The following is a 16,131-nucleotide window of genomic DNA, read 5'->3' on the forward strand; positions in this document are numbered from 1 at the left end:
AGATATTCTAAAGTATAGCGTTGAATTATTGAAATTGTTGAGGGAGTTCTGGGGATGTTTTTGTTCAAAAAACTGTTGTCTAACGCCATCATGCCACTGTCGTTGTGTGTGTTGTTGCTACTGATCGGCTTGGTGCTGTTGTGGTTTACGCACCGGCAGAAAACCGGCAAGGTTTTGGTCACGGCGGGTTCGGTATTGTTGCTGGCTGTGAGCTATGGTTTGGGGTTTGCGCCTGCTTTGAAAGCGTTGGAGCATGAATATCCACCCGTGACTGCTGTGGTGGGGGATGCTAAATGGATCGCTGTGCTGGGTGGCGGTACATTTTCTGATGCGGCAATTCCGCTCCATGCGCGGTTGAGTGAGGCATCGTTGGGGCGCTTGGTGGAAGGCATTCGGTTGTATCGGCAATTGCCGGGGGCGACATTACTGGTTTCCGGCGGGCGGGTGTATGGTTCTGGTTCGGATGCGGAATCCATGCGTGAAATGGCGGTGTCACTGGGAGTCAATCCCGCCGATATTCGGGTGGATGAGGAGTCGCCGGATACCGAAACCCAAGCGCTCATTATTCGGCAAATGGTGGGTGATGACAAAGTGCTGCTTGTAACATCAGCGTCGCATATGCCGCGTGCGGTGGGCTTGTTCAGGTTGGCGGGGGTGAATGTCGTGCCTGCGCCAACGCATTATGTGGTGCAAGATAACGCGGGGTTTAGTCCGGCTGAGTTATTCCCTGATAGTGATTCTGTGTTGGCGGCACAACGGGTGGCGTATGAGTATCTGGGGATTGTTTGGGCGAAGTTGCGGGGGATTATCTGACAATAAAATTTACTCACCTACATCATCTAGCACGGATTGAATTACAACATCACTGAGCCGGTAGCCAGAATCACGCAAGGCATACAGGAGCGGGCGGGCAGTAGGAATCAAACCTTTCAGCTTTGCCAGACCGATAACGGCGGCAGTTCCAGTGAAACGCAAATGACGGGCGCGTGCTTCGGCGCGTCCTGCGCGATCGTCGATGATCAATAAAACATCTGATAATTGCCCTGCGAGGTGAATAGCGCTGGCTTCACCCGCATCAACACCGGAACAGAGTGCTTGCCAATCATCAAGCGGCACGTCCACCGTTTGTAACCAACCCGCGTTTAAAGCGTCCTGCAATGCGGCTTTGCCCGCATAATCAGCCGCTGGCAGCACCTCATCCCTAATAGTTGTGGTGATTAGCACTTCCCCAAAGACGCCACGCAACAAATCCAATTGTTGAATGCGTGACAAGGCAATCAGTGGCCCTGCATCTGCAATGACGACGCTCATGTGTGTTGTTGCAGCCATTCGCGGGCAATGCTCATATCTTGCGCTGCTTCTTCCGCATTGGTGGTGGTGAGGGGAATGCCGAGATTGGAAAGCAGCGTCAGCATTTCCGGCAGGGTTTTTCCGGCCATGCGAGCGGCTGAACCTGCTGAAATGGCGGCGTTTTTAAATAGTGCCACCGCTAATGCCAGCTTCACGCTAAGCATGTCGGGTAAACCCAATTTTTCCAGGTCAATCAATAATGCGGTAGGCGTATCACGGTTCATGACGACTACCATATCGTCTTCGTGTGCCGTGCGTAACACTTGCGAAGGGTTGTTTTTGAGTTGACGGATATTAACAGCCTGCATATTGTTCACCTCAGATGTAGGAACGTTGTTAAGCCTAGCACAGATGCATTACCCTGACCGTCTTAATTTTTGCCATCGGAAATTAAATTCAAAATGCACTTCAGTAATGCCATCTCGTTTTCTCCCATCGCCACCATCACTTCCCCCTACAAAGAAAAATTCGGTATCCCCCGCCAACCCGGTTTGGTCACAGCCGCTCGTTCCACCCTCACGCTTTTGCCCCCGTATAATCTGCCCGAAACGGTGCGCGGACTCGAAGGCTTTTCCCACGTCTGGCTAATCTTCGTCTTCCACGGCACGCAAGCGCAAGGCTGGAAACCCACGGTGCGCCCGCCACGTCTTGGCGGCAATGCAAGGTTGGGTGTATTCGCCACCCGTTCCACCTTCCGCCCTAACCCGATCGGTCTCACGGTGGCTGAGTTATGCGGGATTCAGGTCTCAGGGAGTAACATCACCCTCGAACTCGCTGGGGCAGATTTGCTGGATGGCACGCCGATTCTGGATATTAAACCGTATCTTCCGTATGCGGATGCGCTGCCGCAAGCGCGGGCAGGCTTTGCGCCGGATGCGCCCCTTGCCCCGCAGCCAGTGGTGTTTTCTACCCAAGCCGCTCAGCAATGTGCGCAAAAACAAGCGCAGTGGCACACCGATGTGCGTGTATTGATTGAGCAGATTCTGAGTCAAGACCCGCGCCCTTCTTACCAGCACGGGCAAATGGTGGATAGGGTATACGCCATGCGCCTCTACGATTTTGATTTGCGCTGGCATTACACCGTTGCGGGCATTGAAGTGCTAGAATTAGCCGACCTTAAACCAGACACTTAAAACCATAACGAATGCATTATGTTGAAAAAATTATTCATCACGATAGGGCTATGCGTGAGTTTAGGAAGCGTTGGTGCTGAAGAGCAGCAGTTGCCCAGCCGTCCCGCACCGCAACCGGCTGAACTCACCCTGATTCGCCACCAACAAACCGCTGATTTACCGACAGATATTCAGGCGTTAATACAGCAGGCCAAGATTCCCTCTGAAAACCTGAGCGTGTATATCCGCGATTTAAACGCCAACGTACCGATGGTGGTGCATAACGATAAAGTGCCGCGTAACCCTGCTTCGGTAATGAAATTGCTGACGACTTGGACTGCACTCAAGTTACTTAGCCCCAGCTATACTTGGAAAACCGAGGCATGGACGCGCGGTGAATTGAAGGACGGTGTTCTCAACGGTGATTTGATTTTAAAAGGTTACGGCGACCCGTTTCTGACCGATGAAGCGTTTTGGCAATTGCTGCACGATTTACAACTGAAAGGTTTGAAAGACATTCGCGGGCAATTGGTGGTGGATAACAGTTATTTCAATATTCCCGATTACGACCCGGCGGCTTTCGATAATGAACCAACCCGTGTCTACAACGCCCAGCCGTCGGCGCTAATGTTTAACTTTCAGGCGAACCGTTTTCTGTTGGAAGCCGACCAAGCCACCGGCAAAGTGGGGATTACGCCGTTCCCGCTGATTCCCGGTTTGCAATTGGACAACAGCATGGTATTGGCGAAAGGCGGTTGCCGTAAGGGGCATTACCAGCCGGACTTTACGCAAACAGCCACGGCGCTTAAGGTTTCCGGCGCATATTCGGCAGATTGCGGTAAAAACTTTGTGCTGCGGGTATTGTCCACCCCTGAGGAGCATGTCTTCAATGCGTTTCGGGATGTGTGGCAGTCGCAAGGCGGCATGTTCAACGGTAAGCTGCAAACAGGGGCAGTGCGGGACGGCGATATATTATTGCATACTCACGAATCGCGTACCTTGGGGGAGCAAATCCGCTTCATTAATAAGTGGAGCAATAACGTGATGACGCGCAATGTGTTCCTCACCATCGGCGCGAAAGTGCTGGGAGCGCCCGCGACATTGGACAAAAGCCGCATGGCGACCGCCGATATGCTCAAAAAAGCCGGTATCGACTACACTGGTATGGTAGTCGAAAACGGTTCCGGCTTGTCCCGCAGTGCGCGTCTTACGGCAAGGCAGTTAGGTCAGTTATTAGAAACCGCATGGCGTGACCCGTATATGCCGGAATTCATGGCGTCATTGCCGCTACTGGGTGAAGACGGGACACTGGCAAGCCGTTTCAAAGACGATGATTTGCGTGGGCGCAGCCACTTGAAAACGGGTACGTTGAATGATGCGACGGCGATTGCGGGGTATATGTTAACCCGCAGCGGTAAGCGTCTGGTCATTGTGCTATTGCATAATGGTCGGGAAGCACAGGGTAGCGGACGGCGCTTGCAGGATGCGATTCTGAAATGGGCGTTCGAGCAGTAAGTAATATCGCAAACAAAACATAAGGATAAGGAAGCGGCAGCATGAAAAAAATCATTTGGGGCTTATGCTTATTAGGCACAAGTGCACCGGGGTATGCCGCTTTTTTCCAGCAAACGGAAGACGAGGCGGCGGCTGAGGTAGAATCTCCCGTCAAAGTTACGGTGCAGGGGGCAGACACTTCACTTGCTGATAATCTTAAAGCCTTCATGCCCTCCTTACGTAACCTCAAGTGTGACAGTTCCAATGATCGGGTGGCGGATTTCATCGAGTCTGCTGAGGAAAAACTGCCCGAAGGCGCGGAGGCAATGGGCTATTACAATGCACGTTTCAATGTTACCGCCGTAAAACAGGGGAACTGTTTGGCGCTGCATGTCGCGGTACAGCCCGGCGAACCTGTCCGTGTCACCGATGTTAAGGTGCAGGTAACGGGTGCGGGTAAGGATTTACCAGAATTCCGCAGCATTACAGCGGTGTTACCCTATCAAAGGGGCGATGTGCTGGTGCATCAACGCTACGAAGATTTCAAAGCCAGCCTCAACAGTACTGCGAACCGCTTGGGATTTTTCGATGCGGAATACCTGATAAGGGAAATTCAAGTTGACCCTGAGACACGCCAAGCCAAAGTACGCTTGCATTTCGACACGGGCAAACGTTACCAAGTCGGTAAGGTCACGGTGGAACAAGATGTGTTGGCGGAAAAATACCTCAATCGCTACTTGCGTGTGCGTGAGGGCGACACATACAACACAGAAAATTTGCTGAAACAGCAGCGGATTTTGGATGGCAGCGGTTATTATGAGGAAGTCCAGGTGAGTGGCGCTTACCAACAAGCCGAAAATGGGGTAGTGCCAGTGGCTATTAACGCCCAGCGGCGCAAGCGTTACACGTACAGCGGGCGCTTGGGGTATGGTACTGATACAGGGTTTCGGGTCGAAACGGATATGGAAGCCCATTGGGTCAACAATAAAGGCCACAAACTCAATGCAAAAGGCACGTTGGCTCAAAATGAGCAGTCAGTTGAAGGTTCATACAAAGTGCCGTTATGGGAACCTGAACACGAATATGCCAGCTTGTCCGGCGGGGTGCGTTATACCGATAACAACGGCATTGAGAGCGAAGCATTTAAAGTGGGTGTGGACTATAACCGTCGCAATGACAATGATTGGCAGCAAACAGTATTTGTCAATTACCTCGATGAAACCACACGCCTCAATAGTGGGGATGAAACGCGCTCCCAACTAACTATTGGTGGCGTTCGGGTTAAAAAGACCAAAACCGATGATTTACTGTTTCCGACGCAAGGGTGGCAAGTAGCGGCAGAAGTACAGGGTGCAGCCGAGGGGGTATTAAGTGACCAAAGTGTCTTGCAAGGTAAGTTCAATGGTAAATACCTGCATACCCTTGAAAGGGGGGGGAAGCTGATTTTGCAAGGTACGGCTGGCTCGACGCTGACCAATGAGTTAGATGAAATGCCCAAATCCCTGCGTTTTTTTGCAGGAGGGCAAAGTTCAGTGCGGGGTTATGACTTCGAGTCTTTGGGTGAAACGAATACAGCGGGTGATGTCGTAGGGGGAAAGCACTTGTTAACCACCAGTGTCGAATATGAGCATCCTGTAGTGGATAACTGGAGTGCGGCTGCTTTTGTGGATGCGGGTAATGCGTTTGATAATACCGCACATTTGACCATGAACGTGGGCGTCGGTTTTGGGGTACGTTACAAATCGCCGTTGGGGCCGATACGTGCGGATATTGCAGCGCCTAAGGACGATCCTAGTGATGTGCATTTCTATTTCAGTCTGGGGCCTGACTTGTGAATCAATGGCTGAAACATTTATTGGTTAACCCGTTGCTGGTGATTTTCCTGCTGCTTTTGCTGGTAGGGGGAAGTGTTGCGTTTCTGGCGCTTTCCCAAACGGGTACACGTTTTCTGGTGAATAATGCGCATTATTTGGTTTCAGGGTTGGAGATGGAGGGGGTGGAAGGCACGTTAGCAGCGGGGCTGAAAGCGGGTCGCATCCGTTGGGAGAGTGAGAGTGCCACCTTGGAAGCCAGTAGTGTGGCGGTGGATAGTCAGGTCGAGGTTGCTTCACCACCGGCATTGTGGGTGAGGCGTTTGCATGTGGATAAGTTGGTAATCCGTTTGCCAGCCAGTCAGGAGGAAGCTGAAGCATCGCAACCCTTTGAGTTAATGTCGATTCGCTTGCCGCTAACTGTTGATGCGCGGCAAATTAGCATTGACGAACTGGAGGTTTGGCAGGGTGAACACCCGCTGCGCTTACGTGATGTGCAATTGGATGCACGTGCACGCGAGGGGCAGTTGCACGTCGAGAAGTTGCAAGCGCAGCTTTACGATGCTCAAGGTAAGGTCGATGTGGCACTGGATGGGAGTATGGCGTTGGCTCAGCCTCATACTTTGGCTTTGAATGTGGCGGTGGATGCCGCTAGTGATACGTGGGGAAGCGGTACGGCTAAGGCCAAAGTGGGTGGTGAGTTATTGCAATACACGCTCGGTCTGGAGGCTGATTGGGCTTACGCTGACTACCCGCGTTATCAAGCACAGTTACAAGGCAAAGGCTCGTTTGCTGAGCTTGTGATTGACAAATTGCGGCTCAATGGCGAAGCGGGCGAGTTAAGTGCTTCTGGGCAGTTAGGCTGGCAAGATGCACTGGTATGGGCAGCCGATGTGGAGGGACGTCAGTTAAACCCCGCTCATTTTCTCAAGGAGTGGCCTGCTAATCTGGATGTGGCGCTACATTCCAGTGGTTCGTTGCATCAGGGCAAGCTGCAAGCAGCTACTTTGGACGTGACGCGCTTACAGGGGAAATTGCGTGAATACCCCGTCGATATTCAAGGGCAGGGCGACTGGAATGGCAAGGTGATTGATCTGCGTGCCTTGGACGCCAAGATCGGCGATAACCGTTTACAGGCAAGCGGTAATGCTAGTGATCGACTCGATATTAACTGGCAGGTAGATGCACCCAAATTAGCACAGCTTGATCCCCGGATTCGTGGGACAGCTAAGGGCAATGGTACGTTACGTGGTTTATTGGATGGCTCGCGATTGCAATTAGAGGTGGTGGAACTTGCGGGTAATGTCGAAGGTTATGACTTGCAGGCTAAGGGTAAGCTTGATTGGGGTGATGCAAAGTTGGCTGCACAGGACGTGGTGATTCAGTCAGGTGCTAACCGAGTGGAGGTGTCTGGACAGGCAACAGAACCATTCGATTTGCGTTGGAAAGTGGATGCTAAGAATCTTGCTAAGGCGTGGAAGGGGCTAGAAGGCAGTTTACAGGGTGAGGGTGTTTTCAAAGGAAAGTTGGGAAAGCCAGAAATTCAGGCGGATTTGCAGGGGAGCAAACTTCGCTATCAAGATTACCGTTTGGGCGCAGTAGATTTGCAAGCAAGGCAAGTTGCTGAACGTTATGAGTTGCAAGGTACGCTTAAGGATTTTCAAGCCGGTGAAACGCTCATTAAGTCTGCCAGGATTGATGGAGAGGGGGCGATAGAGCGTCATCAGATGACGGCTCAGGTGACGCATGAGGCGGGTAAACTGGAGCTTGCGGCAAGTGCTGGTTGGCAAAATGGGCAGTGGCAGGGAACACTTCCTAAGCTTGCGCTGCGGGATACGCCAGCAGGAAACTGGGATATGGCAGATCCGATTAATCTACAAGTTTCTGATAAAGCGTTGAGTAGTTCCATGATTTGTTTAAACAATCGGGGGGCGCGTGCTTGTGGTAAACCGGCTTGGATGCCTGCGACAGGCTTTAGCATCGCTGGTGATTTGCGGCAGATTCCTCTGGTGATGTTGCGCTCGTGGTTGCCGGAAACCTTAAGTGTAGAGGGTGTCGCCGACGCTGATTACCGTTTTGAGCAGCGCGGTGGGAAGCCACAGGCGAGCGTGGCATTGCGTTTGCCTGACAGTTCGGTGAAGTTGCGGGGTAACAAGGGGAAGGTGGAAACCTTACAGTACACCAGTACCCGTGCCGATTTGAGTCTCAATGACCGTCAAATGGATATGCAAGCGCAAGTGGATTTGGTGCGCTATGGGCAGTTACGGGCTGATGGGCGGATTGATTTGTCGCCGTTGGATGGTAATCATCGTATCAATGCGCGGCTGAATGCGGCGATGCCGGATATTGCTTGGTTGGAACGTTTTTCCCCGCAGATTGAGCATTTACAGGGCAGTGTGACAGGGGATGTGACGCTAACAGGATTGCTTAAAAAGCCGGTTGTGAATGGGGGGGTGAAGCTGACGGGGGGGCAGGTACATTTACCTGAAGCGGGCGTGACGCTGGAGGCAATTACCCTTGATATGCAAGCCCGTGGTACAGAGCGTGCGACCATCAAGGGTTCGTTGCGGGCAGGAGCGGGGATGATGACGGCTAATGGGGTGTTGTCATTGGCAAATTTACCGCATTGGCAGGCTAATGTAGCTTTGCAGGGTAATAACCTGACCTTGATGGATACGCATGAAATACAGGCATTGGTTTCCCCGAATTTGAGCATTCAAGCTAGTCCTGCGGATGTGTCGATCAGTGGTTCGGTATTGATTCCTGAGGCGACGGTTAGTTTGCGGGAAATTCCGCAGACGGCAAGCGCCCGTTCGGATGATGTGGTCATCGTGGGGCGTTCTGCTGAAACAGGAGGAAGCGGGCAACCCCAAGTTTTGGTGAAAGATACGCCATTGAATATCAATCCCAATGTGGTGATTGAGCTGGGTGATAAAGTGAAGTTTAATGGGTTTGGCTTGGATGCGCGTTTAATCGGTAAGCTACGGGTATTGCGTACTCGCCAGGATATTATTGCTGAGGGGGTTTTAAGCGTTGTGGATGGGGTTTATAACGCTTATGAACAACGTTTGGCGATTGAGCGTGGGCGCTTGCTTTTCAACGGCCCACTCAATAATCCGGGCTTGGATGTGAGAGCGGTGCGTGAAGTGGATGAGGGCGATATTAAAGTGGGTATTGCGCTAGCCGGTACGGTGCAGCAGCCGGAGTCGACGTTGTTTTCCTCACCGCAGCAAACGCAAAGCGATACCTTGAGTTATTTGTTAACAGGGCGAGCCATGTCTGGCCTTAGCGGTGAACAGTCCTCTTTATTAATGGAGGCCATTACTGGTCTGGGGATTGCTGGTGGGGAAAACCTCGCACAACGCTTGGGAGGGAGTCTCGGTTTGGATGAGGTTGGGTTGAAAGCTAAAAATGGTAATTTTGACCAGAGTGAATTGGCGTTAGGTAAGCGTTTGGGTGCACGTTTGTATGTGCGTTATATTGTTGGTTTGTTTGATTCGCTGCAACGGGTAGCCATTACTTATCAAATTAACAAGCATTTGCAGGTCGAGGCGCAGGCAGGTCTTCAGCAAGGTGTCGACTTGATTTACAAGATCGACACCGATAAGGGATTATTAAAACGCTGATGGTTGAGCTTAGCAGCCACGTCCGATAGCGTAGTAAGTTATACCTTTTTTCGCCATTTGTTCAGGGGAATACAGGTTACGCCCATCCACGATTACGGGGTCTTTCAGTTTGGTTTTGATCGTATCAAAGTTGGGGCTGCGGAATTGTTGCCATTCAGTGACGATTACTAGGCAATCTGCGCCATCCAGCGCGTCATCAGCGGTTTTACACAGTGTTAAGTCGTCCCGTTGACCGTAGAGGCGGGTGCATTCTTCCATCGCTACTGGGTCAAACGCTTGTACCTTAACACCTTGTTCCCATAAGGTTTCCATGAGTGTGCGGCTAGAGGCTTCGCGCATATCATCGGTGTTGGGTTTGAAGGCCAGACCCCAGAGTGCTACGGTTTTGCCTTCGAGGTTCGCACCGTAATGCTTTTGTAGTTTCTCGAAAGGTTTGTCCTTCTGGCGGTAGTTAACCGCTTCGACCGCAGACAATAATTTAGCGTTGTAGCCGATTTCACGCGCAGTACGTTCCAATGCTTGTACATCTTTAGGGAAGCAAGAGCCGCCATACCCGCAGCCGGGATAGATGAAGTGGTAGCCAATGCGGGGATCTGAGCCGATTCCAATCCGTACTTTTTCGATGTCAGCCCCTAATAATTCAGCCATGTTTGCCAGTTCATTCATAAAGCTGATTTTAGTGGCAAGCATGGCGTTTGCGGCGTATTTGGTGAGTTCTGCTGAACGGATGTCCATGACTACCAGACGGTCGTGGCTGCGGTTGAAGGGGGCATATAATTCACGCATCAGTTCGGTCGTGCGTGGGTTATCTGTGCCTATCACAATGCGGTCAGGTTTCATGAAATCGTCCAGCGCAGCCCCTTCCTTGAGAAATTCGGGGTTGGATACCACGTCAAATTCGGTATTGAAAGCACGCTGTTCCAGAACTTCCTGCATGGCAGTTCTTACCTTATCAGCCGTTCCAACGGGTACAGTGGATTTATCCACGACGATACGGTAGCCATCCATGTGCTGTGCAATCGAGCGGGCAACAGTCAATACATAGCGCAAGTCGGCTGAACCATCTTCGTCGGGTGGTGTGCCAACGGCAATAAATTGGAATAAACCATGTGCAACGCCTTCGGCTGCTGAGAGGGTGAATTTCAGGCGACCAGCCGCGATGTTCGCCTGTACCATTTTATCGAGACCTGGCTCGTGAATAGGGATTTCTCCATTCAATAACATGGTGATTTTGCGCTCATCAACATCGACGCAGAGTACGTCATTGCCAACTTGTGCTAAGCACGCCCCTGTCACTAGGCCAACATAGCCTGAACCGTAAATTGTAACTTTCATTGATGGTTCCTAAAATAAAAACTAGATTTTTGTATGCGATACGCATTATGATTGATCGCGCTAATTTTTGTAACAATTAAGCCGACAAACTTACTAGTTTAGCCGTCGAAAATTAATGACAAAATTCTGCTTTTTCAAGGTTGACATTGACGAGTGATTCACTCAAAATGCCGTCCTTTCCAGTTGGAGGGGTTCCCGAGCGGTCAAAGGGGACAGACTGTAAATCTGTTGGCTCTGCCTTCGAAGGTTCGAATCCTTCCCCCTCCACCATATTTTGGTTTGCACGTTCAGCTTGATTTATAGCGTCATGCGATGCCGTGCGGGCACACGACTTCAGGCGGGTGTAGTTCAATGGTAGAACTTCAGCCTTCCAAGCTGATTGTGTGGGTTCGATTCCCATCACCCGCTCCAATTTCTGGCTGAGTCGTTAAAATGGTTTTGCTCTCATAGCTCAGGTGGTAGAGCGCATCCTTGGTAAGGATGAGGTCGGCAGTTCGACTCTGCCTGAGAGCACCAATTATTCAGGAATTTAACGGGAAGTTATCGATCATGGCAAAAAGTAAATTTGAGCGTAATAAAACGCATGTAAACGTCGGCACAATCGGTCACGTTGACCACGGCAAAACCACGCTGACAGCGGCTTTGACAGTTGTACAGGCCAAGAAATATGGCGGTGAGTCCAAAGCTTACGATCAGATCGATGCGGCTCCTGAAGAAAAAGCACGTGGTATTACCATTTCAACTGCGCACGTAGAGTATGAATCTGAAACACGTCACTACGCACACGTTGACTGCCCAGGCCATGCTGACTATGTTAAAAACATGATCACAGGTGCGGCGCAGATGGATGGTGCAATTCTGGTTTGTTCTGCTGCTGACGGCCCAATGCCACAAACACGTGAGCACATTCTGCTGTCTCGTCAGGTTGGTGTTCCATACGTTGTTGTTTACATGAACAAGTGCGACTTGGTTGACGACGAAGAGTTGTTAGAGCTGGTTGAAATGGAGTTGCGTGAGCTGCTGTCTAGCTATGACTTCCCGGGTGATGACACGCCAATCGTTAAAGGTTCAGCGCGTATGGCACTGGAAGGCGATGAGTCTGACATCGGTGTTCCATCGATCGCACGTTTGATCGAAGCTATTGATACCTTTATTCCGGATCCGGTTCGTGCGATTGATGGCACATTCCTGATGCCTGTTGAAGATGTGTTCTCTATCTCTGGTCGTGGTACGGTTGTGACTGGTCGTATCGAGCGTGGTGTGATCAAGGTTGGCGAAACCATCGAAATCGTTGGTATTCGTGATACTAAATCCACTACTGTTACGGGCGTTGAAATGTTCCGTAAGTTGCTGGATCAAGGTATGGCGGGTGACAACGTTGGTTTGTTGCTGCGTGGTACTAAGCGTGAAGAGGTTGAACGTGGTCAAGTTTTATGCAAGCCGGGTTCGATCAAGCCGCATACTCAATTCGAGGCGGAAGTTTACGTCCTGTCTAAAGAGGAAGGGGGGCGCCATACGCCATTCTTCAAGGGGTATCGTCCACAGTTCTACTTCCGTACTACCGATGTAACTGGTGCTTGTGAACTGCCAGAAGGTGTTGAGATGGTAATGCCTGGTGACAATGTTAAGTTGGCTGTTACCCTGATCAACCCAATCGCGATGGAAGAAGGTCTGCGTTTTGCCATCCGTGAAGGTGGTCGTACCGTCGGTGCTGGTGTTGTTGCCAAAATCATTGCGTAAATAAACCCTTGTGTTTGGAAAGAGTAGAGAGTATCTTCTCTGCTCTTTCTTGCCTTTACAGGCCAATAGCTCAATTGGCAGAGCGGCGGTCTCCAAAACCGCAGGTTGGGGGTTCGATTCCCTCTTGGCCTGCCATCTTCATAGATGGCTTTGGACAATAAATTGTAGTTGTTGCTATTAAGCTGTTCGCAGTGTGTTATCCAAAGTCATTCGGCTATCAGGTTTGGTAAAAATAAATGTCATTACATACCGAAGAACAGGGCTCGTCGCTTGATACAGTAAAGCTCATTGTTGCTGTCACATTGCTGCTTGCAGGCATTGTTGGTTTCTATTACTTTGAGAGCTGGCAGGGTCAGCCTGTTTCTGTTCTGTTCCGTGTATTAGGCTTATTGGTTGTTGTCGGTGCGGGGGTTGCTGTTGCGCTATCGAGCCTTTCCGGTAAGCGGTTGTTGAGTTTCATGAAGGATTCGCGCCTTGAAGTTCGCAAAATGGTGTGGCCCACCCGTGCTGAGACGCTTCAAACTACGTTAATGGTGATGGTCATCGTCATAATCCTTTCCATTTTCCTCTGGGGTGTTGATTCCCTACTTGGTTGGGGCGTTAAAAGTCTGCTTGGTGGAGGAGGTGTCTGATGGCAATGCGTTGGTATGTCGTGCAAGCTTATTCTGGTTTTGAAAATCAAGTAAAGCGCTCACTTGAAGAGCGCATTGTGCGTTTTGAGCTGCAAGATGCTTTTGGTCGTGTGCTCGTCCCTACGGAAGAAGTTGTAGAGATGCGTGATGGTCAGAAGCGCAAAAGCGAGCGTAAGTTCTTTCCTGGCTACGTGCTAGTCGAAATGGAAATGAATGATGAAACATGGCATATGGTGAAGGAAACACCAAAAGTGTTGGGTTTCATTGGTGGCAAGGCAGATAAGCCTGCACCAATTACGCAAAAAGAAGTCGACAATATCATGCGTCGAGTAGAGGAGGGTGCTGAAAAGCCACGCCCGAAAGTCCTTTTTGATGCAGGAGAAGTTGTGCGTGTAACCGATGGGCCATTTAAAGATTTCAACGGCGTAGTCGAAGAAGTTAATTACGAAAAAAGCCGTCTGTTGGTGGCAGTGCAGATTTTTGGTCGCTCAACACCCGTTGAGCTGGAATTCTATCAGGTCGAAAAAGCCTGATCAGATAGTCACGGGGAGCCGTCAGGCGTTACTACCCATTTATAGGAAAATATCATGGCAAAGAAAGTCATCGCTTTTATCAAGCTGCAAGTTCCGGCTGGTAAAGCAAACCCAAGTCCACCTATCGGTCCTGCACTGGGTCAACGTGGTCTGAATATCATGGAGTTCTGCAAGGCATTCAATGCTGCAACACAGAACCTTGAAGTCGGCCTGCCTACTCCAGTCGTTATTACTGCGTACAGCGATAAGAGCTTTACGTTTGTAATGAAAACCACACCTGCTTCTGTATTGCTGAAAAAAGCAGTTGGTATCAAGTCTGGTAGTGCTAAGCCGAACAGCAACAAAGTGGGTAAAGTCACTGTTGCACAGTTGGAAGAAATTGCTAAAGCAAAAACCCCTGATTTGACGGCGGCGAGTATGGAAGCGGCAATCCGCACCATCGCAGGCACTGCTCGTAGTATGGGTCTTGAAGTGGAGGGTTTGTAAGATGGCAAAGTTAACTAAGCGCCAAAAAGCGATTGCTGAGAAAATCGACCGCACCAAGTCTTACGCTATAGCTGATGCGCTGGATACCCTGAAATCTCTGCCACGTGCCAAGTTTTTAGAAAGCGTTGATGTAAGCTTCAACCTTGGTGTTGATCCACGTAAATCTGACCAAGTAGTGCGTGGTTCTACCGTATTGCCAAACGGCAACGGCAAAACAGTTCGCGTTGCAGTATTTGCACAAGGTGCAAATGCTGAGGCAGCGACGGCTGCTGGTGCAGACATCGTGGGTTTTGACGATCTTGCGGCTGAAATCAAAGCGGGCAAGATGGATTTTGACGTGGTTATTGCCAGCCCGGACGCGATGCGTGTGGTCGGCCAGTTGGGTCAAATCCTCGGTCCGCGTGGTTTGATGCCCAATCCTAAAGTTGGCACAGTAACCCCTGATGTTGCTGGTGCGGTTCGCAATGCTAAAGCGGGTCAAGTTCGTTACCGTACTGACAAGGCAGGTATCATCCATTGCTCCGTTGGTAATGTTGATTTTGATACTGACAAGTTGGTTGGCAATATCAACGCATTGGTGGCGGATTTGGTGAAAATGAAGCCATCTACATCCAAAGGTGTTTACCTGAAGAAAGTTTCTGTATCCACAACCATGGGTACTGGTTTGACAGTCGATAACGCATCACTGTCTTACTAATGGATTGGGGCGTTAGCGCCCCATTCTCTGTTTCCAAGGATGGAAACAGCCGCAAGGCAAAAAGATATACAGGACGTATGTCGTCAGAGACCGTAGGTGCTTCGTATGAAGCTTAATGGTTCTGCATCTAATGTAGAGAACCTGCGCAGATGGCGTTCCCCGAGTCAGTAAGATGGTTTGGGACGCTGTTTCCTTCGCAAACCGGATGTTTCCGGTAAGTGATCGATAAATGGTGGATTATCCGCCAAACCAGGAGTAGATAACGTGGCATTAACACTGCAAGAGAAAAAAGAGATTGTCTCTGAAGTGGCCGCAGTTGCTGCAAGTGCTTATTCTGCGGTAGCTGCTGAGTACCGTGGATTGACCGTAGCTCAACTCACTACGTTGCGTCAAAACGCGCGTAAGAATGGGGTGTACCTGCGTGTTGTGAAGAATAATCTGGCGCGAATCGCTGTTAAAGGTACTGCTTTCGAGTGTATCCAAGACGGTTTGGTTGGTCCGTTGGTATTGGCGTTTTCTCAGGAAGACCCAGGCTCAGCGGCACGCTTGATTAAAGACTTCAAGAAAGACAAAGCCAATGACAAGATGGAAGTAAAGTTTGTTGCTATCGACGGCAAAATGCTTCCTGCTGCTGAATTGGATCGTCTGGCGAAATTGCCAACTCGCGATCAGGCACTGGCCACCTTGGCTGCTGTCCTGCGTGCACCGTTGGATAAATTCGCTCGCACTCTTGCTGCATTGCGTGACCAAAAAGCTGAAGCCGCTGGCATTAGCTTAGATTGATTACTGATTTAGGTTTTGGAGAAACAAAATGGCTTGTACTAAAGAAGATATGTTGGAAACGTTTGCCAACATGACTGTGACTGAAATCGTTGACCTGATTTCAGCGATCGAAGAGAAATTCGGCGTAACAGCAGCTGTTGCTGTTGCTGCTGGTCCTGCTGCTGGCGGCGAAGCGGCTGCGGTGGTTGAAGAACAAACTGAATTCAACGTTGTAATGACTAGCTTCGGTGCTAACAAAATCAACGTTATCAAAGTAGTCCGTGGCGCAACCGGTCTGGGCTTGAAAGAAGCAAAAGACATGGTTGAAGGCGTTCCTTCCGTCGTGAAAGAAGCCGCAAGCAAGGACGACGCAGCTAAGTTGAAGAAAGAACTGGAAGACGCAGGCGCGACTGTCGAACTCAAGTAAGATTGAGAGAGAGCGTGTTGCGTAGCAATTAGTTCTTACATACCTTGTAGGCTGGCAGTGCTCAAGTACTGTCGGCCTTTTCTCGCTTATTAGAGCGAGTGAAAAAATCCGGCAGTGTTGTTGTGA

At 50.3% G+C, this 16,131-nt stretch carries 15 protein-coding genes and 4 tRNA genes; 16 read left to right on the forward strand and 3 right to left on the reverse strand.

What is annotated here, in order from left to right:
• Positions 1 to 54 precede the first annotated feature (54 nt).
• Positions 55 to 813: a YdcF family protein gene (locus BLV87_RS00835; protein ID WP_093064419.1), complete on the forward strand. Its 759-nt coding sequence runs from the start codon at positions 55 to 57 to the stop codon at positions 811 to 813.
• 9 nt (positions 814 to 822) lie between these two features.
• Here BLV87_RS00835 and BLV87_RS00840 read toward each other — a convergent pair whose 3' ends face one another.
• Entirely contained in the window at positions 823 to 1,329 is a 507-nt protein-coding gene (locus tag BLV87_RS00840) for a PIN domain-containing protein (protein ID WP_093064421.1), read from the reverse strand.
• Complete coding sequence (locus BLV87_RS00845; RefSeq protein ID WP_093064422.1) at positions 1,308 to 1,658, reverse strand: UPF0175 family protein; 351 nt, start codon at positions 1,656 to 1,658, stop codon at positions 1,308 to 1,310. Before BLV87_RS00845 ends, BLV87_RS00840 begins: the two co-directional genes overlap by 22 nt.
• 93 nt (positions 1,659 to 1,751) lie before the next feature.
• On the opposite strand from BLV87_RS00845, the gene tsaA reads away from it, so the two are divergent.
• Genes tsaA through BLV87_RS00865 form a run of 4 tightly spaced genes read left to right on the forward strand, consistent with a single transcriptional unit; the run spans position 1,752 to position 9,393 of the window.
• Complete coding sequence (gene tsaA / locus BLV87_RS00850) at positions 1,752 to 2,483, forward strand: tRNA (N6-threonylcarbamoyladenosine(37)-N6)-methyltransferase TrmO (protein WP_093064424.1); 732 nt, start codon at positions 1,752 to 1,754, stop codon at positions 2,481 to 2,483.
• A gap of 18 nt (positions 2,484 to 2,501) precedes the next feature.
• Positions 2,502 to 3,977 (forward strand): D-alanyl-D-alanine carboxypeptidase/D-alanyl-D-alanine endopeptidase, encoded by a 1,476-nt coding sequence (dacB, locus tag BLV87_RS00855; protein WP_093064426.1) that lies wholly within the window; start codon positions 2,502 to 2,504, stop codon positions 3,975 to 3,977.
• Positions 3,978 to 4,018: 41 nt separating this feature from the next.
• Positions 4,019 to 5,791 (forward strand): autotransporter assembly complex protein TamA, encoded by a 1,773-nt coding sequence (locus BLV87_RS00860; RefSeq protein ID WP_093064428.1) that lies wholly within the window; start codon positions 4,019 to 4,021, stop codon positions 5,789 to 5,791.
• Positions 5,788 to 9,393 (forward strand): translocation/assembly module TamB domain-containing protein, encoded by a 3,606-nt coding sequence (locus tag BLV87_RS00865; RefSeq protein WP_093064430.1) that lies wholly within the window; start codon positions 5,788 to 5,790, stop codon positions 9,391 to 9,393. The genes BLV87_RS00860 and BLV87_RS00865 overlap by 4 nt, the downstream gene beginning before the upstream one ends.
• 9 nt (positions 9,394 to 9,402) lie before the next feature.
• Here the strand turns inward: BLV87_RS00865 and BLV87_RS00870 are convergent, their stop codons facing one another.
• Complete coding sequence (locus BLV87_RS00870; protein ID WP_093064432.1) at positions 9,403 to 10,728, reverse strand: UDP-glucose dehydrogenase family protein; 1,326 nt, start codon at positions 10,726 to 10,728, stop codon at positions 9,403 to 9,405.
• Between the two features lie 185 nt (positions 10,729 to 10,913).
• Between BLV87_RS00870 and BLV87_RS00875 the strand changes: the two genes are divergently transcribed.
• The 11 genes from BLV87_RS00875 (at position 10,914) to rplL (ending at position 16,005) form a co-directional block, all read left to right on the forward strand.
• A tRNA-Tyr gene (locus tag BLV87_RS00875) sits at positions 10,914 to 10,998 on the forward strand.
• Between the two features lie 67 nt (positions 10,999 to 11,065).
• Positions 11,066 to 11,139 (forward strand) — tRNA-Gly (locus tag BLV87_RS00880).
• Between the two features lie 29 nt (positions 11,140 to 11,168).
• Positions 11,169 to 11,244 (forward strand) — tRNA-Thr (locus BLV87_RS00885).
• Between the two features lie 33 nt (positions 11,245 to 11,277).
• Positions 11,278 to 12,468 carry an elongation factor Tu gene (gene tuf / locus BLV87_RS00890; RefSeq protein WP_093064434.1) on the forward strand — a complete coding sequence of 397 codons (1,191 nt, stop codon included), beginning with the start codon at positions 11,278 to 11,280 and terminating at the stop codon, positions 12,466 to 12,468.
• A 59-nt stretch (positions 12,469 to 12,527) separates the two neighbouring features.
• Positions 12,528 to 12,603, forward strand: a tRNA-Trp gene (locus tag BLV87_RS00895).
• 101 nt (positions 12,604 to 12,704) lie between these two features.
• A complete protein-coding gene (gene secE, locus BLV87_RS00900; RefSeq protein ID WP_093064436.1) occupies positions 12,705 to 13,100 on the forward strand; it encodes a preprotein translocase subunit SecE in 396 nt (131 codons plus the stop codon).
• On the forward strand, positions 13,100 to 13,633 hold the full coding sequence (gene nusG, locus BLV87_RS00905; protein WP_093064438.1) for a transcription termination/antitermination protein NusG: 534 nt from the start codon (positions 13,100 to 13,102) through the stop codon (positions 13,631 to 13,633). The genes secE and nusG overlap by 1 nt, the downstream gene beginning before the upstream one ends.
• Positions 13,634 to 13,687: 54 nt before the next feature.
• On the forward strand, positions 13,688 to 14,119 hold the full coding sequence (gene rplK / locus BLV87_RS00910; protein ID WP_093064440.1) for a 50S ribosomal protein L11: 432 nt from the start codon (positions 13,688 to 13,690) through the stop codon (positions 14,117 to 14,119).
• A gap of 1 nt (position 14,120) precedes the next feature.
• On the forward strand, positions 14,121 to 14,816 hold the full coding sequence (gene rplA / locus BLV87_RS00915) for a 50S ribosomal protein L1 (RefSeq protein ID WP_093064442.1): 696 nt from the start codon (positions 14,121 to 14,123) through the stop codon (positions 14,814 to 14,816).
• Between the two features lie 264 nt (positions 14,817 to 15,080).
• Entirely contained in the window at positions 15,081 to 15,599 is a 519-nt protein-coding gene (gene rplJ / locus BLV87_RS00920; RefSeq protein WP_093064444.1) for a 50S ribosomal protein L10, read from the forward strand.
• A 28-nt stretch (positions 15,600 to 15,627) separates the two neighbouring features.
• Complete coding sequence (rplL, locus tag BLV87_RS00925; RefSeq protein ID WP_093064446.1) at positions 15,628 to 16,005, forward strand: 50S ribosomal protein L7/L12; 378 nt, start codon at positions 15,628 to 15,630, stop codon at positions 16,003 to 16,005.
• Positions 16,006 to 16,131: the final 126 nt, after the last annotated feature.

It is taken from the genome of Thiothrix caldifontis (assembly GCF_900107695.1).
Classification (GTDB): Bacteria; Pseudomonadota; Gammaproteobacteria; order Thiotrichales; family Thiotrichaceae; genus Thiothrix; species Thiothrix caldifontis.